Origin of the sequence: Rhizobium sp. Leaf384, from assembly GCF_001424065.1 — a bacterium.
Taxonomy (GTDB): Bacteria; Pseudomonadota; Alphaproteobacteria; order Rhizobiales; family Rhizobiaceae; genus Ferranicluibacter.
This window is the reverse complement of the sequence record NZ_LMQE01000001.1, coordinates 597,039-613,338: the sequence shown is the minus strand read 5'-3', so window position 1 is coordinate 613,338 and position 16,300 is coordinate 597,039. Positions and strand designations below refer to the sequence as shown.

Below are 16,300 nucleotides of genomic sequence, written 5' to 3'. Positions count from 1 at the left end.
CAGCTGTCAATTGGCAGCTGCGACCTCTGTGTTCTGTTCGATCATGACCCACTGCATGAGGTGATCGGCTGACTGGCGCTTCAACAGCTTGTGGGGTGTTTCAGCCCATGGCATGACGCGGCTGGCGAGATTGTCGAGAATGAAGTCGCCCCGATCGGTGCGAACCGACAGGATGAGATGGCCTTGGCCATTCGGAGTAATGGCGACGATCAGCGACAGTGCTGCCATCGGAAAGCCGATGGCATGCAGGGCATCGCGTTTCTGGATCGCGTAGTCGTTGCAATTGCCGACACGGGTCTCCAGCGACCAGTCCATTCCGCCTTTCGCCGCGTCGGGGACGATCTTCCGGTTGACCGCCTTGTTGACTGCGACCATCTGGGCATAGACGTCTGCTGTCATGGTCACCTTGGAAGCATCGCCATCCGCCGTGCATTGCGCCGCGTAATGTTTGCAGAACATCAGGAACGCAATCGGGGCCATGGCCAGCTTCCCCTCCGGCATTTGCGAGGAGGCGGCAAGATGGGGGCGTTGCGTGGAATTGGCGGCTGCTGGGCCCGAAACGGACAAAGCAGTCAGCAAGAGCGCAGCGTTCAATAACTTCAACATTTTCGACCCCTTTTGCTTCCTTGCTGACATCAGCGGTTGTCCGCGCGGCCCTCTAGGCCTTGACTGCCGGGAATTTCTTAAAACATACCGGCGGCGTAGCGTTGTGCTTACGCTGCCAGTCTGTCGTACTCATTGCGGATTTTTGCGATGTAGTGCTGTCCCGGCGAGGGTGCCTCGCACATGGCCGCCGCTTCTGCTTCGGGTACGCCGATGAAACGGCGCTCTTCGCCGTTCTTAAAACAGATGCGAAGCTGTCCATCCTCCTGGCTGAAGTAAACCGAATGGATGATCCGAGACTCTACGTGAAGTCGAAGCATTTTCATCTCCTGTGCTCGTTGAGGCCAGCATAGGATGCAGCTTGAAAGGCTCGGTAAAAGAAGTGGAATTAATTTTATCGATGTGTTCGATTTTGGATAGCAATCGCCCAACGGTTGTTCGAAAGGACACAGGAAGGCGGGACTGATTGCCAAACTTGCTGGCTCCAGATATCAAGTCGATGCCGACGCGGGCCTTGTTGGCTCTTCGTCTCTGAAGGACCCTGGGTCTCTGAAGGGCCCTGCGTCTCTGGACGGCGATGCAGCCGGGCGTTAAAGGTATTTTGGCGTATCCCCACTACCAATAGCGTGATCATCGATGAGATTGGCAAGGCAGTCATGAACAGCGGGTCGCTCAGGGACATGCCGGAAGCGGCTTGGTGGACAGGGACAACACGTGGCAACTATTTTCGGTTGGTGGCCTGCGTGTGTGTTGCCAACGGTCTCGTCGCCAGAGCCATCATCAGCATTATGCAGAAAGGCATGGAACAGGCAGCTTGGTCGCTGTTCGATGTCAGTGCGATCATTTGGATCGCGGCCTACTGGGGCCTGGTTCTCATTGGACGCGGAGAAGGGCTGCACAAGACCAACCGGGCAGATCGTATCGTCGGCTCCGTTGCTGTCATCCTTTCGTTGATCCCGCAAAGCTACGCAGCCTGGATCGGACTGATCATCTGTGTTGCATGGCTTCTGGGAAACGCAAAGTCACCGAGCCCGATGGTGCGCGGTACCCGCATCCTTCTGGCAATCACCGTTCCGCTGTTCTGGGCAAAGCTGGCATTCGCGTTCGCGGGCAATGCTGTGCTGAGAACCGATGCCTTCGTGACAGCGCTCATCCTCGGTATGCCCTCGAACGGCAACATGGTGCAGTTTGCGGATCGCAGTGGATATTTCCAGATTTATCCGGCCTGTTCGTCGCTGGTAAACATGTCGCTGGCACTGCTTGCCTGGTGGACGGTGGTCAACCTCGTGCCGAGAATAGCGTTGACGCGGGTGGCCGGGGTCGCCGTCGCAATGGGACTTTGCGTCTTCCTGATCAACATCGTCCGCCTCGTGGCGATCGGAACCTTTCGGCCGTATTTCGATATCATTCACGGTGATATCGGCAATACGGTCGTCGGATGGTTCACACTGGCTGTCGTGGCCATCGTGTGCTGGCTTGGCATTCGCTCATCGATCGGTCCGGCCATGCCGGGTGGGGACAAGAGCGATCAGCCCCAGGTCGCGCTATGAAGGACAGTAATGTCTCGAGCGCAGCATCATGAACGTGCACCCTTATCTCGTTGTCGGGTTGCTTGGGATCGGCTTGAAATTTGCCGTCGGAACCGCTCCCGATCCGCGCGACCAGCAGGCGTTGCTCGATACCGCGAGCGTCTTGTTGGCGCAAAACGGCTACCATATCGAACACGCCTCTCAGACGACCGAAATCGCCATCGCTGCCTCGAACGGTGACTGCCGTCTTGTGCTTGCGGAGATCAGGCCGCAGGGATGGAACACCGCGCAGATCCAGACGCTTTATCGGGATTACGACGACATCTTCTATGTGTTGGGCGGAAAGATTCTGCGGCAACCGCCGGTCTATAGGGCGACGCTGCATTATCAGATCGCCCGGATAATGGGACAATTGCGTGTCGATTACGATTGGCAGCCCGTCTGGGCGATCATCGGCCAAGCGCGCTGCAAACCCGAAAGTCTGTTCGCGACGCGATAGGAGGCTCTCTATAGCATCGGCCCGAAAATCGGAATTGATTTTCGGAGAGCCTGATGCGTAGAATCAATGCTCTAACGCGGGGTGGGGATTCTCAGTGTCGGGGCATGGTTGTCGCGCGCGACAATGTTCGATGAATTGCGCCCGTCCTTGCTGGCGCGGACCTCGATCCAGCTCGGGCGCTTGTTGTCCTTCGAGCGCACCGTGTTGCGTTCGACGGTGACGCCGTCTATGCCGTAGAGGGCAATCGCGTTCCACATGTTCACTTCGATTGTGTTGTCCGATACACGCACGTCTTTCCAGCGGCCGTCGAAGATGCTGATGCCCTGCATGTAATCGCCCGGGCCGACATACTCGATCAAATTGCCGGTGATCTCGATGTTCTCGTAGATGCGCTTGTTCGGGGCAGGGAAGCCCTGGATGCCGTCGCTATGCTGGTTTTCCGCATCTGTATGGTGACTGCCGCGGATGGTGTTGCCAACAATGCGAATATTGCTGCCGCCGAATTCGACGCCGTCGTTACCAAAGTCCTGAAACCGGCAATTTTCGGCGCTGCTGTCGTCGCAATCGAGAAACGTCAAGCAATTCCGCAGATTGGTAAAATCGCAATCCGCGACGACCACGTTTTTTCCCCTGGCAAGAAGGCCGGAATTATAGGGCAGTTCGACCCAGTCGCGCGGTTGCCATGAGGACGTGTCTTCGGTGGTCCTGAAGGTGCATTTGGAAAATCGTGTATGGGAGGCATCCCTGTTGACGTAGACCAGACCCATGCCGGATCCAAGATCACTTTTTTCGCCCTGAAAGATCACCTTGCGGAAGCTGATCCCCGCGGATGCGGTAATCATCGTCATGTTAACGACCGACTTGCCGCTGCCGACGATTTCGAAGTTTTCGGCAGCGATACCTTGGATCGTCTGTGGACCATAATCGCCATCCAAAAGGCGGACGCGTCGTTTTCCGGAAGACAGGGCCTTCTTGATCGCTTCACCCAGCCCATCGTCGCGGGTCGGCGCAAAGATCAGCTCGTCCGGCGCCTGTGCCTGAGCAGCCGAGACGGTGCAGGCGGCGATCAGTCCCGAAAGACTGTAGACGAAGTCGCGACGTGTAAAGGACATGGCCATATCAATATCGCTTCTCATGATGATCATCCAGCCGAAGTGGCAATCTGGCCAACCGGGTTTGGACTGTCAAGGTCGCGGGCCGTTGCTAAATTTCACTGATCGATAGACTTTTGGTTGACCACCCATAGTGCCGATCGTGTAACTTCATCCTGCTATCGCCGCACAAAAGCCGGCGCTGCCGCCGCTGTCGGCCCGTAACGTCTGTATGGAGGAATCGTGAGCACGCTTGGAAAATTGACCGAGAAATGGATGCTATTTCGCGAGCGACGCAATGAGTACGAAAGTACGAGACTCCGCTCGCACTTCTCGCAGAAATACGGAATTGAAATCGGAGATTATAGTTATGGCTGCTTCGATCGCTGGCGCATACCCCCCGGCACGCGCATCGGCCGCTATTGTTCGATTGCGAAATCAGCACGGATATTGAACGCCAACCATCCGATCGAAGCGATCTCGACACATCCGTATTTTTACGATCCTTCCTATCACGTGGTGTCTGAAAGTCGGGTCGTCGAAACAAGCATCGTGATCGAGGACGATGTCTGGTTGAGCCACAATGCGGTCATTACGCCGTCCTGTAAACATATCGGGCGAGGTGCCATCATCGGTGCAGGTGCCGTGGTCACACGCGATGTTCCCGCTTACGCCATCGTTGCGGGCGTACCGGGAAAGATTGTTCGCTATCGCTTTGACCAGGCCCGAATAGACGAGATCGAACAGAGCCGCTGGTGGGTACTCGACAAGGCTGCGGTTGCGCGCTTGGCCGCGCAAAAGCCAGCGTTCGTGTTCGGCGACCGCCCCCGTGTGTAAGGCGGACATTGTGTAAGGCGGACGTTGTCTTTCTGCGACTGCAAAGCGGCCGACGGTAGCGGGGCGAGGACGATTTGCAGTAAACAAACGATAATGCCGCCGGCCCCTGCAACAAAGCGGGCGCCGGCGGCATATCGTGCCAGGCGAGCGCAGACCGTGGTCTGCGGTTGTTTATTAGATGACAAAGAAGTCCGAAGCTTGCAGATGGACTGCCGAGGCGAATTTGGCGACAACGATTGCCGAAGCGCTGCCACTACCATCCTGATCCCAATACAGCGTCTTATGGCTGGCATCCTGATAGAGCTGGCCGTGGCCCGCCTCGGTGGGCGCCTTGCCCGTGCTGAAGTAGGAGTCGAGCAGGTCACCTTGGTGGAGACCGCCGCCGAAGGCGTTGGAGTTCAGGCCGATGAGGTCACCGCTCGCAAAAGTCGTGAGCGTTTTCGTTGCCGTATTCTGGAACAGGAAGGTATCGCTCGATCCGCTGAGGTTGACGGTGACCTCCTGTGTTGTGGTCCCCGATTTTCCGTCCGAGAGTGAGATCGTGTAGGTCTGCTTGGCGGTCTGGCCAGCGCCGAGCTTGTCCAGTGCGCCGTCATCGACCTGGAACAACCAGACGACGTCGCCCTGATGGCCGCCGGTCGTGTCGTTGTCGACCGATGCAGTCAGTTTTCCAACATAACCGGAGCTTTTTGCCGTGACACGGACCGTGTGGCTGTCGGAAATGTCGATGTCGGAGAAGGCGAGCTTACCGTGCGATTCAAGCACGTTGGAACTTCCGGACGTCTGTGCCGCTTCTTTGACGTTAGCCGTGGTAGCGCTGTCGCCGGCCTTATGCGTTTGGAAAACAGGCGCATCGTTGACGCCACGTAACTTGATTACAACATCCTGCGTGGTCGCGCCGCCGTGGCCATCGTCGAGCTTGACTGTATTAACGACGGTCAGAGTGTCGTTTTGGCCGAGAAAGTCGAGAGAGCTGTCATCGATGAAGTAGGACCAGACACCGCTGCCCTTGTTCGAGTTGAGCTCACCGGTCGCCATGTGAAATGCGCTCTTGAGCTGGGAGATTTCCGTTGCCGTCAGATCGTACGTCATGTCGACGCCAGCTGCGGTGACGAGGTTGAGGGTCTGCTTGCTGACGCTGCTGGTTAGCTTGTCGGTGACATCGGCGTCGAAGAATGTCAGCGTGTTTTTTGCGCTCAACGTGCTGGCTTTGCTTTCCCAGAGATTAGCGACGCTGGTGCCGCTGATGATCGCGTTGTCGTTGGTTCCGACGATTGTGACGGCGACATTGGCGCGGGTGTTGATGCCGTTGTTGTCCTTCAAATCAACCCAGTAGTTCTGAACCAAGGTTTCCCCGGCGGCCAGATAGTCGAGCGTTTTCTCCTGAGCGGTGAAGGTCCATTTGATGGCGCCGGTGCCGGTGCCGGTGCTGTCTTCGGCGATGGTCGCAGACAGGTTGCCACGATAGCCGCGCGCGCCGGTGACCGCTGCGACGGAGACCGAATGCACATCGCCCAGATCCACGTCGGCGAAGCTGATCAGGCCCTCACGGGACATGGTCGAGGCACTGTAGGAGAGGCCTTCGGTCTCCTTGACCGAGAGTGTGGTGCTGCCGAGAATGACGGGGGCATCATTGACGCCGGTTACCGTGACGACGACGTCCTGGAGCTTTACGCCGCCGGCGCCATCGTTGACCTCGACCGTCGTGGTGATCTGTGCTGTTTCGCCGGCCCCGACGAAGGACAGGTCCGTCTTGGTCGTGTCATAGGTCCACTGCGCGCTACCGCTTGCGCCGCCAAGTGACAACGAGAAGCCGGCTTTGAGGGCGGCGATATCGGTGCTGTCGAGCCAAGCGGCGTGTGCCGCTCCGGCAACATCGAGATATTGCGTCGCGTAGGACTTGATCGAGACAGTCAGGACGTTGGAGGCATCCGCGTCGCTAAACAGCAGCTGTCCCGTCGCTGCCGTGGACGACCCTGCAATGATCGTGCCGGTCGCCTCGCCGGTGATCGTCGGGAGATTGTTCGGCACCACGATGAGCGCCGAAGTGCCGACCGGCTTGGTGATCGGCACATCAACAACGCTGGAGGTTGCTTTGGATGCCAGAATGAAATCACCGAGACCAACGGCAACGTTGCCCTTGAGAGTGGTCTGGAAATCAGCGGTTAGGTCGCCGTCCGAGTCGACCTGGACAGTGGTGACGGTCGCGGTCCGGATGACACGAAGCTGCCAGGCATGGCCGGTAAACGTCTCCCCACCGAGCCATTGCCAGCCATCGGCGGAGGTCGGAGCACCGTCGAGGTCCGCCAGAGCGATTTTGTCGACGCCCTGCTTGAAATCCTGAATGTAGTCGAGGCCGGAGTTTCTCAGGGAGGTGTAGTAGAAGATGTTTGTGCCATTGCCGCCGGTCAGGTAGTCCCGGCCAGCACCACCGAAGATCACGTCGTTACCGTCGCCGCCAAAGAGCGAGTTGTTGCCATCGCCCCCAATGACGAAGTCGTGACCCGCGCCGCCCTTGACGACAGCTGCAGAACTGGTGGCCTGGACGACATTAAGGGTGCTGCGGTCGGGGACGATACCGACGGACGCGATCCCTGCCGAGACAGGGGTGCCCGAGGCATGAAGGTTGTCCCTGTAGACAAGATCAGCAGGACGGCCTGTCGGGTAAAGATCGAAATACTGCGCTTGATCGACGACGTTGTTCGTGACCACGACATTCGTGACGGTACCGACCTGCGATGCCGTATGTGTGAGGGTCGCACCATCCGTCACCAGAACACTGGCGCTTCCGCCGAGGATGATGTTCCCCTTGATCAACACATTGTCGATGTTGCCCATTTCGGACGTCACGCGGACGGCGTTGTTGGTGGCAACAGGTGCGTCTGCGCTGCTTCGCCAGTCGATGACGTTATCCGAGATCACGACCGCGCCGTTGGTGGCGCCGATCCAGATCGCATCGGAATGCGCACCGGTGGCATAACCACCGCCAGAGATGACGTTGCCGGAAATCTGGCCGCTCTGTAGCGTGATCCCGTCGTTCGGTGCATTCAGAAATTCGCTGTCCTTAATGACGGTGTTTTCGCCTTTGGACGAGATGAAGACGTTATAGGATGAACGGTCCAGCTTGAGGCCGTCGAATGTCGAATTCTCTACAGTCAGGTTCTTGGTTCCGGCAAAGGCATTGATCGCGTACATTCCGACAGAGGCATCGAAATAGCTGTTCTTGATCACAACGTTGTTGGCCTGAACGTTGATGCTTACGCCGCTAAAGTTGAAACCGTCAAGCGCCGTCCCATCCTTGCTAATAACAAGCATGTTGAGTGACTTGTTGTAGTATACGCCGTCCTTTGCGAATGAAAGTTCGGTGAAACTGCGCAATGTCGCTACCGGGGTTTGCGCGCCAACTTCATGATCGGTCGTTGCCTTCAAACCAGTACGTTCGGCGATCTGGTAAATATCGGCTGATATTGTCATTATTTGCTCCTGTATACCTAGCGCGGAAAATTTACTCTTGGCCGGCTCATGAGCAGAAACTAAGGGGGTCTTTCTAAAATTTGGTCCGCGAGAAAGCTAAAGATTTAGACGTTCGCGTTTTTCATAAGCGTTCGGTGAATTGGTGAGAAGTACTTGTATGGAACGTTAAAGCCCGTCCCTGAATGGTGCACATCCGCAAAAAATGGCCCGGAAGGCGTGTTGAGGACGCTTTCCAGGCCATTCAGTACAGAGTAGCAATCTACGAGGATCTGACAGGTGCGTGCCATCAGGTCATTCAGGGTAAATGCCCGTTGGGTTTGGCCGAGGCGGACCTCAAGCCTGTGAAGCGTGGCGCTTGTTTCGGCGATGATAAAAAAACATCATAGCAACGATACTTGCCATCATCGCTAGCGGACCTTCACCCACTGTCGGACCCGGAACTGTAGCGACCGGCGGGGTGGAGCCGCCGCCTGAAGAGCCATCACCCGTCGAAAAGTTGCTCGAGGGGGAGAATTGTGCGGTCCTGTGCGGGTTGCTGAAAGCCACTGCAGTCTGCGCGACGCTCTCGTCGAGCCCGCCGGGACCACCGTTGGTGCCTATAACAGCTGCGCCGTTCAAGCCGGGCGCTGCAGCCGCAGATGGACTGCCGCCGACTGCAAGAGTTTCAACATCTTTCACAGTTGCGCTGAACGCGTTGACCATATCCTGCGGCGCGCGGGCGATGACGGCCACGCTGATTTCCTGGGCAGCGGTCGGGTTGACGCGAGAGCAGGCCAAAACCGCCTGCCCGAAGCCTACGCCTATCGCAGATTGCTGTTGGGCATTCGCATTCGTCACAATCGACAAAATCGGATCGTACAATTGCGTTTCGCCAAGGAGTAATTCCCGAGTAGACCTCGCAAGCACTCCGCCGCCCGACGGGTTGCTGGCAAGAATAGACTGCGGATCTGACTTGAAGCTATCTTTTTCAGCACCCGACGCCATGCCGAAAGGTGAAAGACATGTGGCCGAGTATGCACCCGTGGGCAGCAAGAACGCGATCAAGAACACGCATCTCCTGGAGGAAATCATAGCAGCGGTACGCATCTTCAATACTCCTAAGGAATTTTGCCCAATTGCGCTTTTGTAATTACCAAAACCTTAATTCGCAAGTTTTTTATGATCTCTAATAAAGAACAGACAATCTAGGTTAACTTCCCGATTGTCTCATTCCCTAGTTTCGGTTGACCCATATTTTGCCATCTCGCGACGGTAGCGCGCTTTAGGCATATCTCCTTGTTTCAGTGAGAAGAATAACGCTGAATCTGTCTTCAGGGGCAATACGAGAAGCCGCTCTGGCTGAATCAATACCAACTGAGATTGCCCGACGGCTATGCCTGCGTGTCAGACCTAGTGTACTGACACAGACATAAGATTCACATTTACGTTCAAATGTGCGAATCTGGGTTTATGTCTCAGACCGTTTGCATTCTCCTGAACCCTGCCGATCGCCTTCAGCTTGAAGCGATCGTGTCTGATCGCAATCGTCCGCTCAAACACGTGCAGCGGGCCAGGACCATTCTGTTTTCGGCGGAATGTCTGACCGTGCAGAATGTTGCCCGGCGCGTCGGCGTCAGCAGCCCCTGCGTCTGGCGCTGGCAGCAGCGGTTTGGCGAAGAGGGGCCGGAAGGCCTGCTCCGCGACAAGACGCGGCCGCCTGGCAAGGCTCCACTTGGCTCAAGCGTCACAGTGCGCGTGCTAGCGCTGACCTGTTCGGAGCCACCCGGTTCGATCACACAATGGACCGGGCGTGCTGTCGCCGGCATCATTGGTATATCTAACGGATAGCGGCTCGCTTGAGCTTTCCATCCCGCGCGACCGGCAGTCGAGTTTCGATCCTCAGTTGCTGGCCAATACCAGCGGCGCTTTCCGGGCTTCGACGAGAAGATCGTGTCGATGTATGCGCGTGGTATGAGCACGCGCGAGATCGTCAGGTATATCCAAGAGCTTTAAGGCATCGATGTGTCGCCCGACCTGATCTCGGCTGTCACCGATGCCGTGCTGGACGAAGTTGCGATGTGGTAGGCTCGGCCCCTGGAGCCGGTCTATCCGCTGGTGTTCTTTGATGCGTTGCGCTTCAAGATCAGGGATGAAGGCCATGTTCGCAACAAGGCGGTGCATATTGCGCTTGGCGTGCGCGGGGATGGTACGAAGAAGATTCTCGGTCTCTGGATCGAAACCAACGAGGGTGCCAAGTTCTGGTTGCGGTTGATGAACGAGCTGAAGAACCGCGGTGTCGACGACATTCTGATCGCTGTCGCTGACGGTTTGAAGGGCTTTCCAGAGGCCATCAATGCCGTCTTCGCAGAAACGACGGTGCAGACGTGCATTGTTCACCTGCTGCGAAATTCGCTGGATTTTGCCGCGTGGAAAGACCGCAAGGACCTGGCCCGAAAGCTGAAATCAATTTACGGCGCCATTGACGATAAGGCGGCGGAGACAGCCATGACGACGTTCGAGGGGGGCTTCTGGGGCCGGAATTCCCAGCCGTCGCCCAGATTTGGCGGCGCGCCTGGCAGGAGGTCATCCCCTTTTTTTGCCTTTCCCAAGGACGTGCGCCGGATCATCTACACGACGAACGCCATCGAAGCCTTGAGTTCCAAGCTGCGTCGCGCTGTGCGGGCAAGAGGTCATTTCCCGAGCGACGACGCGGCGACCAAACTGCTCTACCTCGTCTTGAACAGATCCGAGAAGATCGTGTACCAGTTCGTGGTGTAGCTGGGTTTCATAGCCATCGGTGTTTTCCGGTAGGGTCGGGTTGTTAAAGCTCAACCTGAGGGAAGACCACGATGACCGACGACATGATGAACCTGCATTCACTCGTTGAGAAGAGCACTGACGCCGATTTACTGCGGATATGATCGGCTTTGCTTCCGAGAAGCTGATGGCTCTGGAGGTCGGGACGAAGACCGGCGCGGGCTACGGCGAGAAGAATGGCTTCCGATTGGCCCAGCGTAACGGCTATCGCAACCGGGACTGGGAGACGCGGGCGGGCACCGTCGAACTGCGCATCCCGAAGCTGCGCACCGGCAGCTATTTCCCGAGCTTTATTGAGCCGCGCCACATGGCGGAGAAGGCTCTGCCGGCCGTGATCCAGGAAGCCTATATCCAGGGTGTTTCGACCCGCTCCGTCGATAACCTGGCCAAGGCCATGGGCCGGACGAAAGCTTTGCATTCGCCTTGACATGAGCGGCATCTCCAAGAGCCAGGTCTCGAGGCTTTGCGACCCTATCGGCAATGCAGGCATTGCCTGTCGGGCAGTGGGAGATCGACGACAAGGTGAAGGCCTCCCTCGATAGGTCCATAGAGGGTGAATGGCCCTACCTGTGGATCGATGCCACCTACCTCAAGGTCCTGCGCGGTGGACGCATCGTCTCCGTCGCCGTCATCATCGCCGTCGGCGTCAACACCGACGGACGCCGGGAGGTGTTGGGCAAGGAGATTGGCACATCCGAGGCCGAGCCGATCTGGACTGAATTCCTGCGCAAACTGACATGAAGAGGCCTGCGCGGCGTCAAGCTGGCTGTTTCCGACGCGCATGAGGGCATCAAGGCAGCAGTGTCGAAGGTGCTCTCCGCCACCTGGCAGAGGTGCTGTGTTCACTCGCAGAGCGCAATGCCTTAGCCCATGCTGGAAAGAGCGGCCGCCGCGTTGTCTCCGCCTTTATCGCCACGGCTTTTGCTCAGGACACACCGGAGGCGGCAAGCAGTCAATGACGCAATGTCGCCGATCAGATCAGGCCTAAGGTGCCGAGACTTGCCATGCTCATGGACAGCGCCAAGCAGGACGTGCTTGCCTACATGACCTTTCCCAAGCCGCACTGGGCCAAGCTACATTCCACAAACCCGATCGAGCGCCTCAACGGAGAGATCAAGCGGCGAACGGAGGTCGTCGGCATCTTCCCAACGATGACGCCGTCGTCAGACTGGTCGGTGCCTTGCTCCTTGAACAAAACGACGAATGGGCGGTCCAACGATCCCGCTACATGACACTTGAGGCCATCGCCACGATGAGCGATGATCCGCTCATCAGCTGCCAGCCGCAAGCTGATCTATTCTTGGCTCTGTCCGGAAGGCACGGCGAACGCCGGAGCTACACCACTTCGTGGGACAGGATCCGCATCGTGGCTCAATGCGGTCGAGAACTTCTTTTCAGCTCTCACCAGAAGAACACTGCGAAGGGGCGTGTTCAAATCCGTGCCTGATCTGCAGAAGACAATCCGCGATTACATCAAGTGCCAGAATGCCGATCCCAAACCCTTCGTCTGGACAAAATCCGCCGAGGACATTTTCGTGAAGCTCAACGAACTACGTGTAGTGTCTGTATGAGTCAGTGCACTAGCGAAGACACGATGGCCAAACGCTTCGTGTGACCGCATTGCCGTTCAACGATGCGCTGGAGCTGCAGGCAAAGTCATAGGTGGGGGACCTACGACTCCAAGCCAAGCTGTAGGGTCTCCTAAGAGGCGGTCTGGCGATCTGTGGCCTTGATGGAACGTCGTGACCGCACGCAACGACCGTTTCGTCGCTGGCGAAAGACGGCGGATCGTCATGTCATCGATCATGCACCGGCGTAGCGGGCTGATCTGTCGTCGTCATCCAGATCGAAAGTTGGGCTTGAAAGGCCCAACCGTCAAAATCACGAGAGCGTTATGAAAATCCGCTTTCCACATGCCGAGCAGACAGCTTCGGCAATCTCAGATTCGAGCTGACCTAGCGATTAAAGTAATCCGAGTTGTAATAGGCAGCAAAATGTTCGCCATACCGCGGAAGAACCTTGAGATCTGCAAAATTCAAGATCGAACCGATGAGTTTATCGGCCATTGCCGGCGCGGTTTCCAGCGCGTCATTAACCGCACGCATCTCGCTCTGACCCCATGACAGAACCAGCACGAAGGATGTTATCCACTCGGACACGGCACGCACGTCGGACAGCGGAACGATTGGCGGCAAATCGATCAGGATGCAATCGTAATGTTCCTTGGCAGTTTCGATCAGTTCCCCGAAAAAATCCGGTTCGAGGCTGGCGACGACCCTTCGGTTCTTCTCGTTGTTCGACCGGTCGCTCTTCTGCATGTTGATGCGTCCCGTCTCCACCATCGAGAGAAAATCGAAACCCAGCCCCGCGCGGCGCACGACGCTGACACCGTTTGCCAACATCACGCGTTCCTCGGGTCGGACGTCAGCGTCGGTCAGCTGCAGCTTGTTCGACAGGCTGGGGTTGCGAACATCGCCATCGACCAAGAGAATGCGTTTATTCTTCGATGCGAAAAGAAAACCGAGATTACCGCAAAGGCTAGTCTTACCCTCGTTGGGGAAGCAGGATGTGAGTGCCAGGACAGGACAGGCTTCTCGCTTGTTCTTCATTTCGAATGTTGTTCTGACGGTGCGCAGCGTCTCCGTTGCCACCGAAAACGGTTCGGTGCGGACATAATCGATTGGCAAGCCCGGCTTGGATTGGCGATCGTGGCCCTGCGCCACCAGCTTGTCCACCTTTGGAAAGTAGCCGAAGCACTCCACGCCTGTCGCAGTTTCGGCCTCGTTGCGGGTGCGAATGCGGCGGAAGGCCACTTCCAGCGTGTATGCGCCAGCAATCCCGCCGATCAAACCCAGCGCCAGACCGCCTAGGCCGAAAAGGCTGCGTTTCGGGTTGGATGGCGATGTAGAGGCCATGGCTTCGCTGATGACCCGTGCTTCACTGACAGGAAAGCTCTGGCGTTGCATGGATTCTGTATAGCGCTGCATGAAGCCCTCATAGGCCGCACGCAGACCGGCAGCATTGGCTTCGAGCGATTTCAGTCGCACGCGCGTGCTACTGGTATCCGCTGCTTTGTCCATCTGGGCGTTGAGGGCGTCGCGGATCGACTTTTCGCGCGCCTGCGCCACATCGAAGTCGTTTTTGTAGCTGGTTTGGTATCTCAACAGCTCGGCGCGGATCGAATTTTCGATAGCCTCGGCGTCGGAGTTGAGCTTCTGAACCGCAATGTGGTTCTCGCCATACCGGCTGGCAAGCGCCGCCGCCCTGTTCTTGATCTCCACATATTCCGTGCGCAGCTTAGAAATCACCGAGTTCTGGAACGAGTCCGTCGTGGCAAGTTCGCCGACCGAGCTGGGCGAGAATTGCAGCGACCCCTCGTAACGGGCCTGAGCCTCCACGCGCTGGGCGGTTGCATCCGAAAGCTGCTCGCCGAGTTTTTCAAGCTGCTGTTCGTCGACCAGCTTGCCATCCGAAGTGGCGATACGCGCCTCTTTCTGATAGGCGCTGGCAGCCCGCTCGGCATTGTCGAGATCGACGGACAGGCTTTCCGACTTCTCCTTCAACCATGCCACAGCCTGACCGGTCGCGTCGTAATCGGCATCAAGCTGTTTCTTGATGTAGGTTTCGGCAAATCCATTGGCGATGCGAGCCGCGAGGTCGGGGTTCTCGGATTTAAACGTGATCGAATAGGCATAACTCTTGTCAACGCGCTCAACCGTCAACTTCTTGGCGACTGCCGCCGAGGCAACCAGAATGCGGTCCTCTTCGCCGAGCGGAGGAGCAGTTTCCTGGAGACCTGCAAGGATCTTTAGTTTCGCCACAACTCCGGTCGAGGCCTTTGTGAATTCCGGCTCGTTCTGCAGGTCGAGAGAGGTAACGACAGATCGGATGACGCTTTCCGAGCGGATCGTTTGGACCTCCGTGTCGGCGCGTCCGGAATCGATCAGTGGTTCATCGCGTCTTTGGGTCTGGGCGTTAACCGGCTGCGCGATTGCGATGCGGCGTGGGTCCAGCGACAATTGGGCTGTGGCAGTATAGACCGGGGTGATGAGATAACTTGCAGCGTAGCCAACCACGAGACCCAAAGGAGCCATCAACAGGATAAGCCTGCCGCGGCGTCGAAGGATCGACATGAACTCGCGAAGTTCATTGACGATCGTCGGCGCGCTGTCAAAGGACATCATATTGTAGCCAAGCTTGGCATCCGTCATTCCATTACCTCTGTACCGCGGGTGTCACGGATCATTCTGACTGTGGGTCGAATCTCTTTATCGCAGATGTGCATGACCTTATTTCGCGAGTCTAATTACATGGTTATACTATCGACAACAGCTATCGCGGCCAATCGGCGTTGCAACGTTCCAACTCGATCCAGGCTCGACCAAAATCTGCACCCATTCCGACATTAAGCAATGCTCGCAGAGTGCACAAGTACTGCGACGCCATCGTCGTCCAAGATATGCTGCAGCGCAACGCAAATTATCCGAACGTGCATTTCATGCGCGGAGATTGCCCCAATGTTACCCTCCTTCTGCCTACGGCAACATCGAATTTTGCGTCGGGCTTTGACATTTTCGCGATATTTCGAAATACGTAGGCCGGTAGGAAACGTTGAGACCGTTAACGTACCGTGTCAAACAGGTATGGCGTTACGATGGCGGTCACGCAGGCGTGCGATTAGGGTGTTGCTGTCCGCCGTGAAGGATGTGGGTGCGTACAGACAGCAGGTGGAGCAATGCACGTGTGTTGAACGGGAAAGGCGCCGGACGCGGACGATTGAGTTTCCAGTTGCTGTCGTGTTCGCTCGCCGTCGCGGCGTCCATGCTGATCGGTGTGAGCACAGTGAGTTCGGTGGACATGACCAATACACTCAAGCCTTACACGATCGTGGCGTTCGGAACCTCATTGACCGCGAGAGCGGCCTGGCCTGACGACCTGGGGCGCGCACTGGCGACATGCGACGGCCGGCCAGTGGTGGTCACTAAAATCGCGCGCAGCGGCGAAACAACGCGCTGGGGCCTCACACAGATCGATACAATCGCGGCGGCGCGGCCGGACGTTGTTCTCATCGAACTGTATGCCAATGACGCGGCATTGAACCGCTTCATCTCGGTGCGCCAAAGCCGTGTCAACATAGCGTCCATCCTGACGGACCTGCGGGCGCGTTTGCCGTCCGCCAGACTAGCGGTGATGGCCATGAGCCCGCAGCTGGGGCTGAAATCCTATATCCGCCCCTTCGTCGACGACTTCATTGATGCGCATTTCGAAGAGGCCAGGAAAAGGAGCGTTGAGCACATTGATTTTCGTACCGACTGGAAAACGGTGCCGTCTCAGAGGCTGCAGGAGGTGATACTAGATGGGGCACACCCGGACCCAGGGTTTGCGTCACAACTGATGGCGCCCCGTCTTACCGCATTTTTCCAGACCTGCAACCCCTCACATCCTTAGTCTAGTTGTCCAGACCCAGGGTT

The 16,300-nt window shown here is 57.1% G+C and carries 10 protein-coding genes and 4 pseudogenes; 8 read left to right on the top strand and 6 right to left on the bottom strand.

Annotated features, from left to right (window positions below):
- Positions 1–6: 6 nt before the first annotated feature.
- On the bottom strand, positions 7–480 hold the full coding sequence (locus tag ASG25_RS02940) for a transglutaminase-like cysteine peptidase (RefSeq protein ID WP_062469024.1): 474 nt from the start codon (positions 478–480) through the stop codon (positions 7–9).
- Positions 481–713: 233 nt separating this feature from the next.
- On the bottom strand, positions 714–923 hold the full coding sequence (locus ASG25_RS02935; protein WP_062469022.1) for a KTSC domain-containing protein: 210 nt from the start codon (positions 921–923) through the stop codon (positions 714–716).
- A gap of 480 nt (positions 924–1,403) precedes the next feature.
- Between ASG25_RS02935 and ASG25_RS02930 the strand changes: the two genes are divergently transcribed.
- Together ASG25_RS02930 and ASG25_RS02925 are read left to right on the top strand one after the other, a co-directional pair.
- Positions 1,404–2,153: an exosortase/archaeosortase family protein gene (locus ASG25_RS02930; RefSeq protein WP_162242161.1), complete on the top strand. Its 750-nt coding sequence runs from the start codon at positions 1,404–1,406 to the stop codon at positions 2,151–2,153.
- Between the two features lie 34 nt (positions 2,154–2,187).
- Positions 2,188–2,631, top strand: a complete 444-nt coding sequence (locus tag ASG25_RS02925) for a hypothetical protein (protein WP_156466859.1) — start codon at positions 2,188–2,190, stop codon at positions 2,629–2,631.
- Positions 2,632–2,702: 71 nt separating this feature from the next.
- On the opposite strand, the gene ASG25_RS02920 is transcribed toward ASG25_RS02925, so the two are convergent.
- Positions 2,703–3,566 carry a right-handed parallel beta-helix repeat-containing protein gene (locus ASG25_RS02920; RefSeq protein ID WP_162242159.1) on the bottom strand — a complete coding sequence of 288 codons (864 nt, stop codon included), beginning with the start codon at positions 3,564–3,566 and terminating at the stop codon, positions 2,703–2,705.
- A gap of 399 nt (positions 3,567–3,965) precedes the next feature.
- On the opposite strand from ASG25_RS02920, the gene ASG25_RS02915 reads away from it, so the two are divergent.
- Positions 3,966–4,559, top strand: a complete 594-nt coding sequence (locus tag ASG25_RS02915; RefSeq protein ID WP_244479298.1) for a CatB-related O-acetyltransferase — start codon at positions 3,966–3,968, stop codon at positions 4,557–4,559.
- A gap of 174 nt (positions 4,560–4,733) precedes the next feature.
- Here ASG25_RS02915 and ASG25_RS02910 read toward each other — a convergent pair whose 3' ends face one another.
- Positions 4,734–8,033 carry a VCBS domain-containing protein gene (locus ASG25_RS02910; protein ID WP_082479861.1) on the bottom strand — a complete coding sequence of 1,100 codons (3,300 nt, stop codon included), beginning with the start codon at positions 8,031–8,033 and terminating at the stop codon, positions 4,734–4,736.
- 333 nt (positions 8,034–8,366) lie between these two features.
- Positions 8,367–9,119 carry a hypothetical protein gene (locus tag ASG25_RS02905; RefSeq protein ID WP_156379643.1) on the bottom strand — a complete coding sequence of 251 codons (753 nt, stop codon included), beginning with the start codon at positions 9,117–9,119 and terminating at the stop codon, positions 8,367–8,369.
- Between the two features lie 363 nt (positions 9,120–9,482).
- On the opposite strand from ASG25_RS02905, the pseudogene ASG25_RS22060 reads away from it, so the two are divergent.
- The 4 pseudogenes from ASG25_RS22060 to ASG25_RS22970 form a co-directional block, all read left to right on the top strand.
- Positions 9,483–9,851, top strand: a pseudogene (locus ASG25_RS22060) (helix-turn-helix domain-containing protein); the annotation flags it as partial.
- 108 nt (positions 9,852–9,959) lie between these two features.
- A pseudogene (locus ASG25_RS02900) lies at positions 9,960–10,790 on the top strand (IS256 family transposase).
- A 71-nt stretch (positions 10,791–10,861) separates the two neighbouring features.
- Positions 10,862–12,105: pseudogene (locus tag ASG25_RS02890) on the top strand (IS256 family transposase); the annotation flags it as partial.
- 82 nt (positions 12,106–12,187) lie between these two features.
- Positions 12,188–12,400, top strand: a pseudogene (locus ASG25_RS22970) (IS630 family transposase); the annotation flags it as partial.
- Between the two features lie 384 nt (positions 12,401–12,784).
- Here ASG25_RS22970 and ASG25_RS02885 read toward each other — a convergent pair.
- Positions 12,785–15,040: a Wzz/FepE/Etk N-terminal domain-containing protein gene (locus ASG25_RS02885; protein ID WP_062468991.1), complete on the bottom strand. Its 2,256-nt coding sequence runs from the start codon at positions 15,038–15,040 to the stop codon at positions 12,785–12,787.
- A gap of 565 nt (positions 15,041–15,605) precedes the next feature.
- Here ASG25_RS02885 and ASG25_RS02880 point away from each other — a divergent pair.
- Positions 15,606–16,277, top strand: a complete 672-nt coding sequence (locus tag ASG25_RS02880) for an SGNH/GDSL hydrolase family protein (protein WP_244479297.1) — start codon at positions 15,606–15,608, stop codon at positions 16,275–16,277.
- The last annotated feature ends 23 nt before the right edge of the window (positions 16,278–16,300 follow it).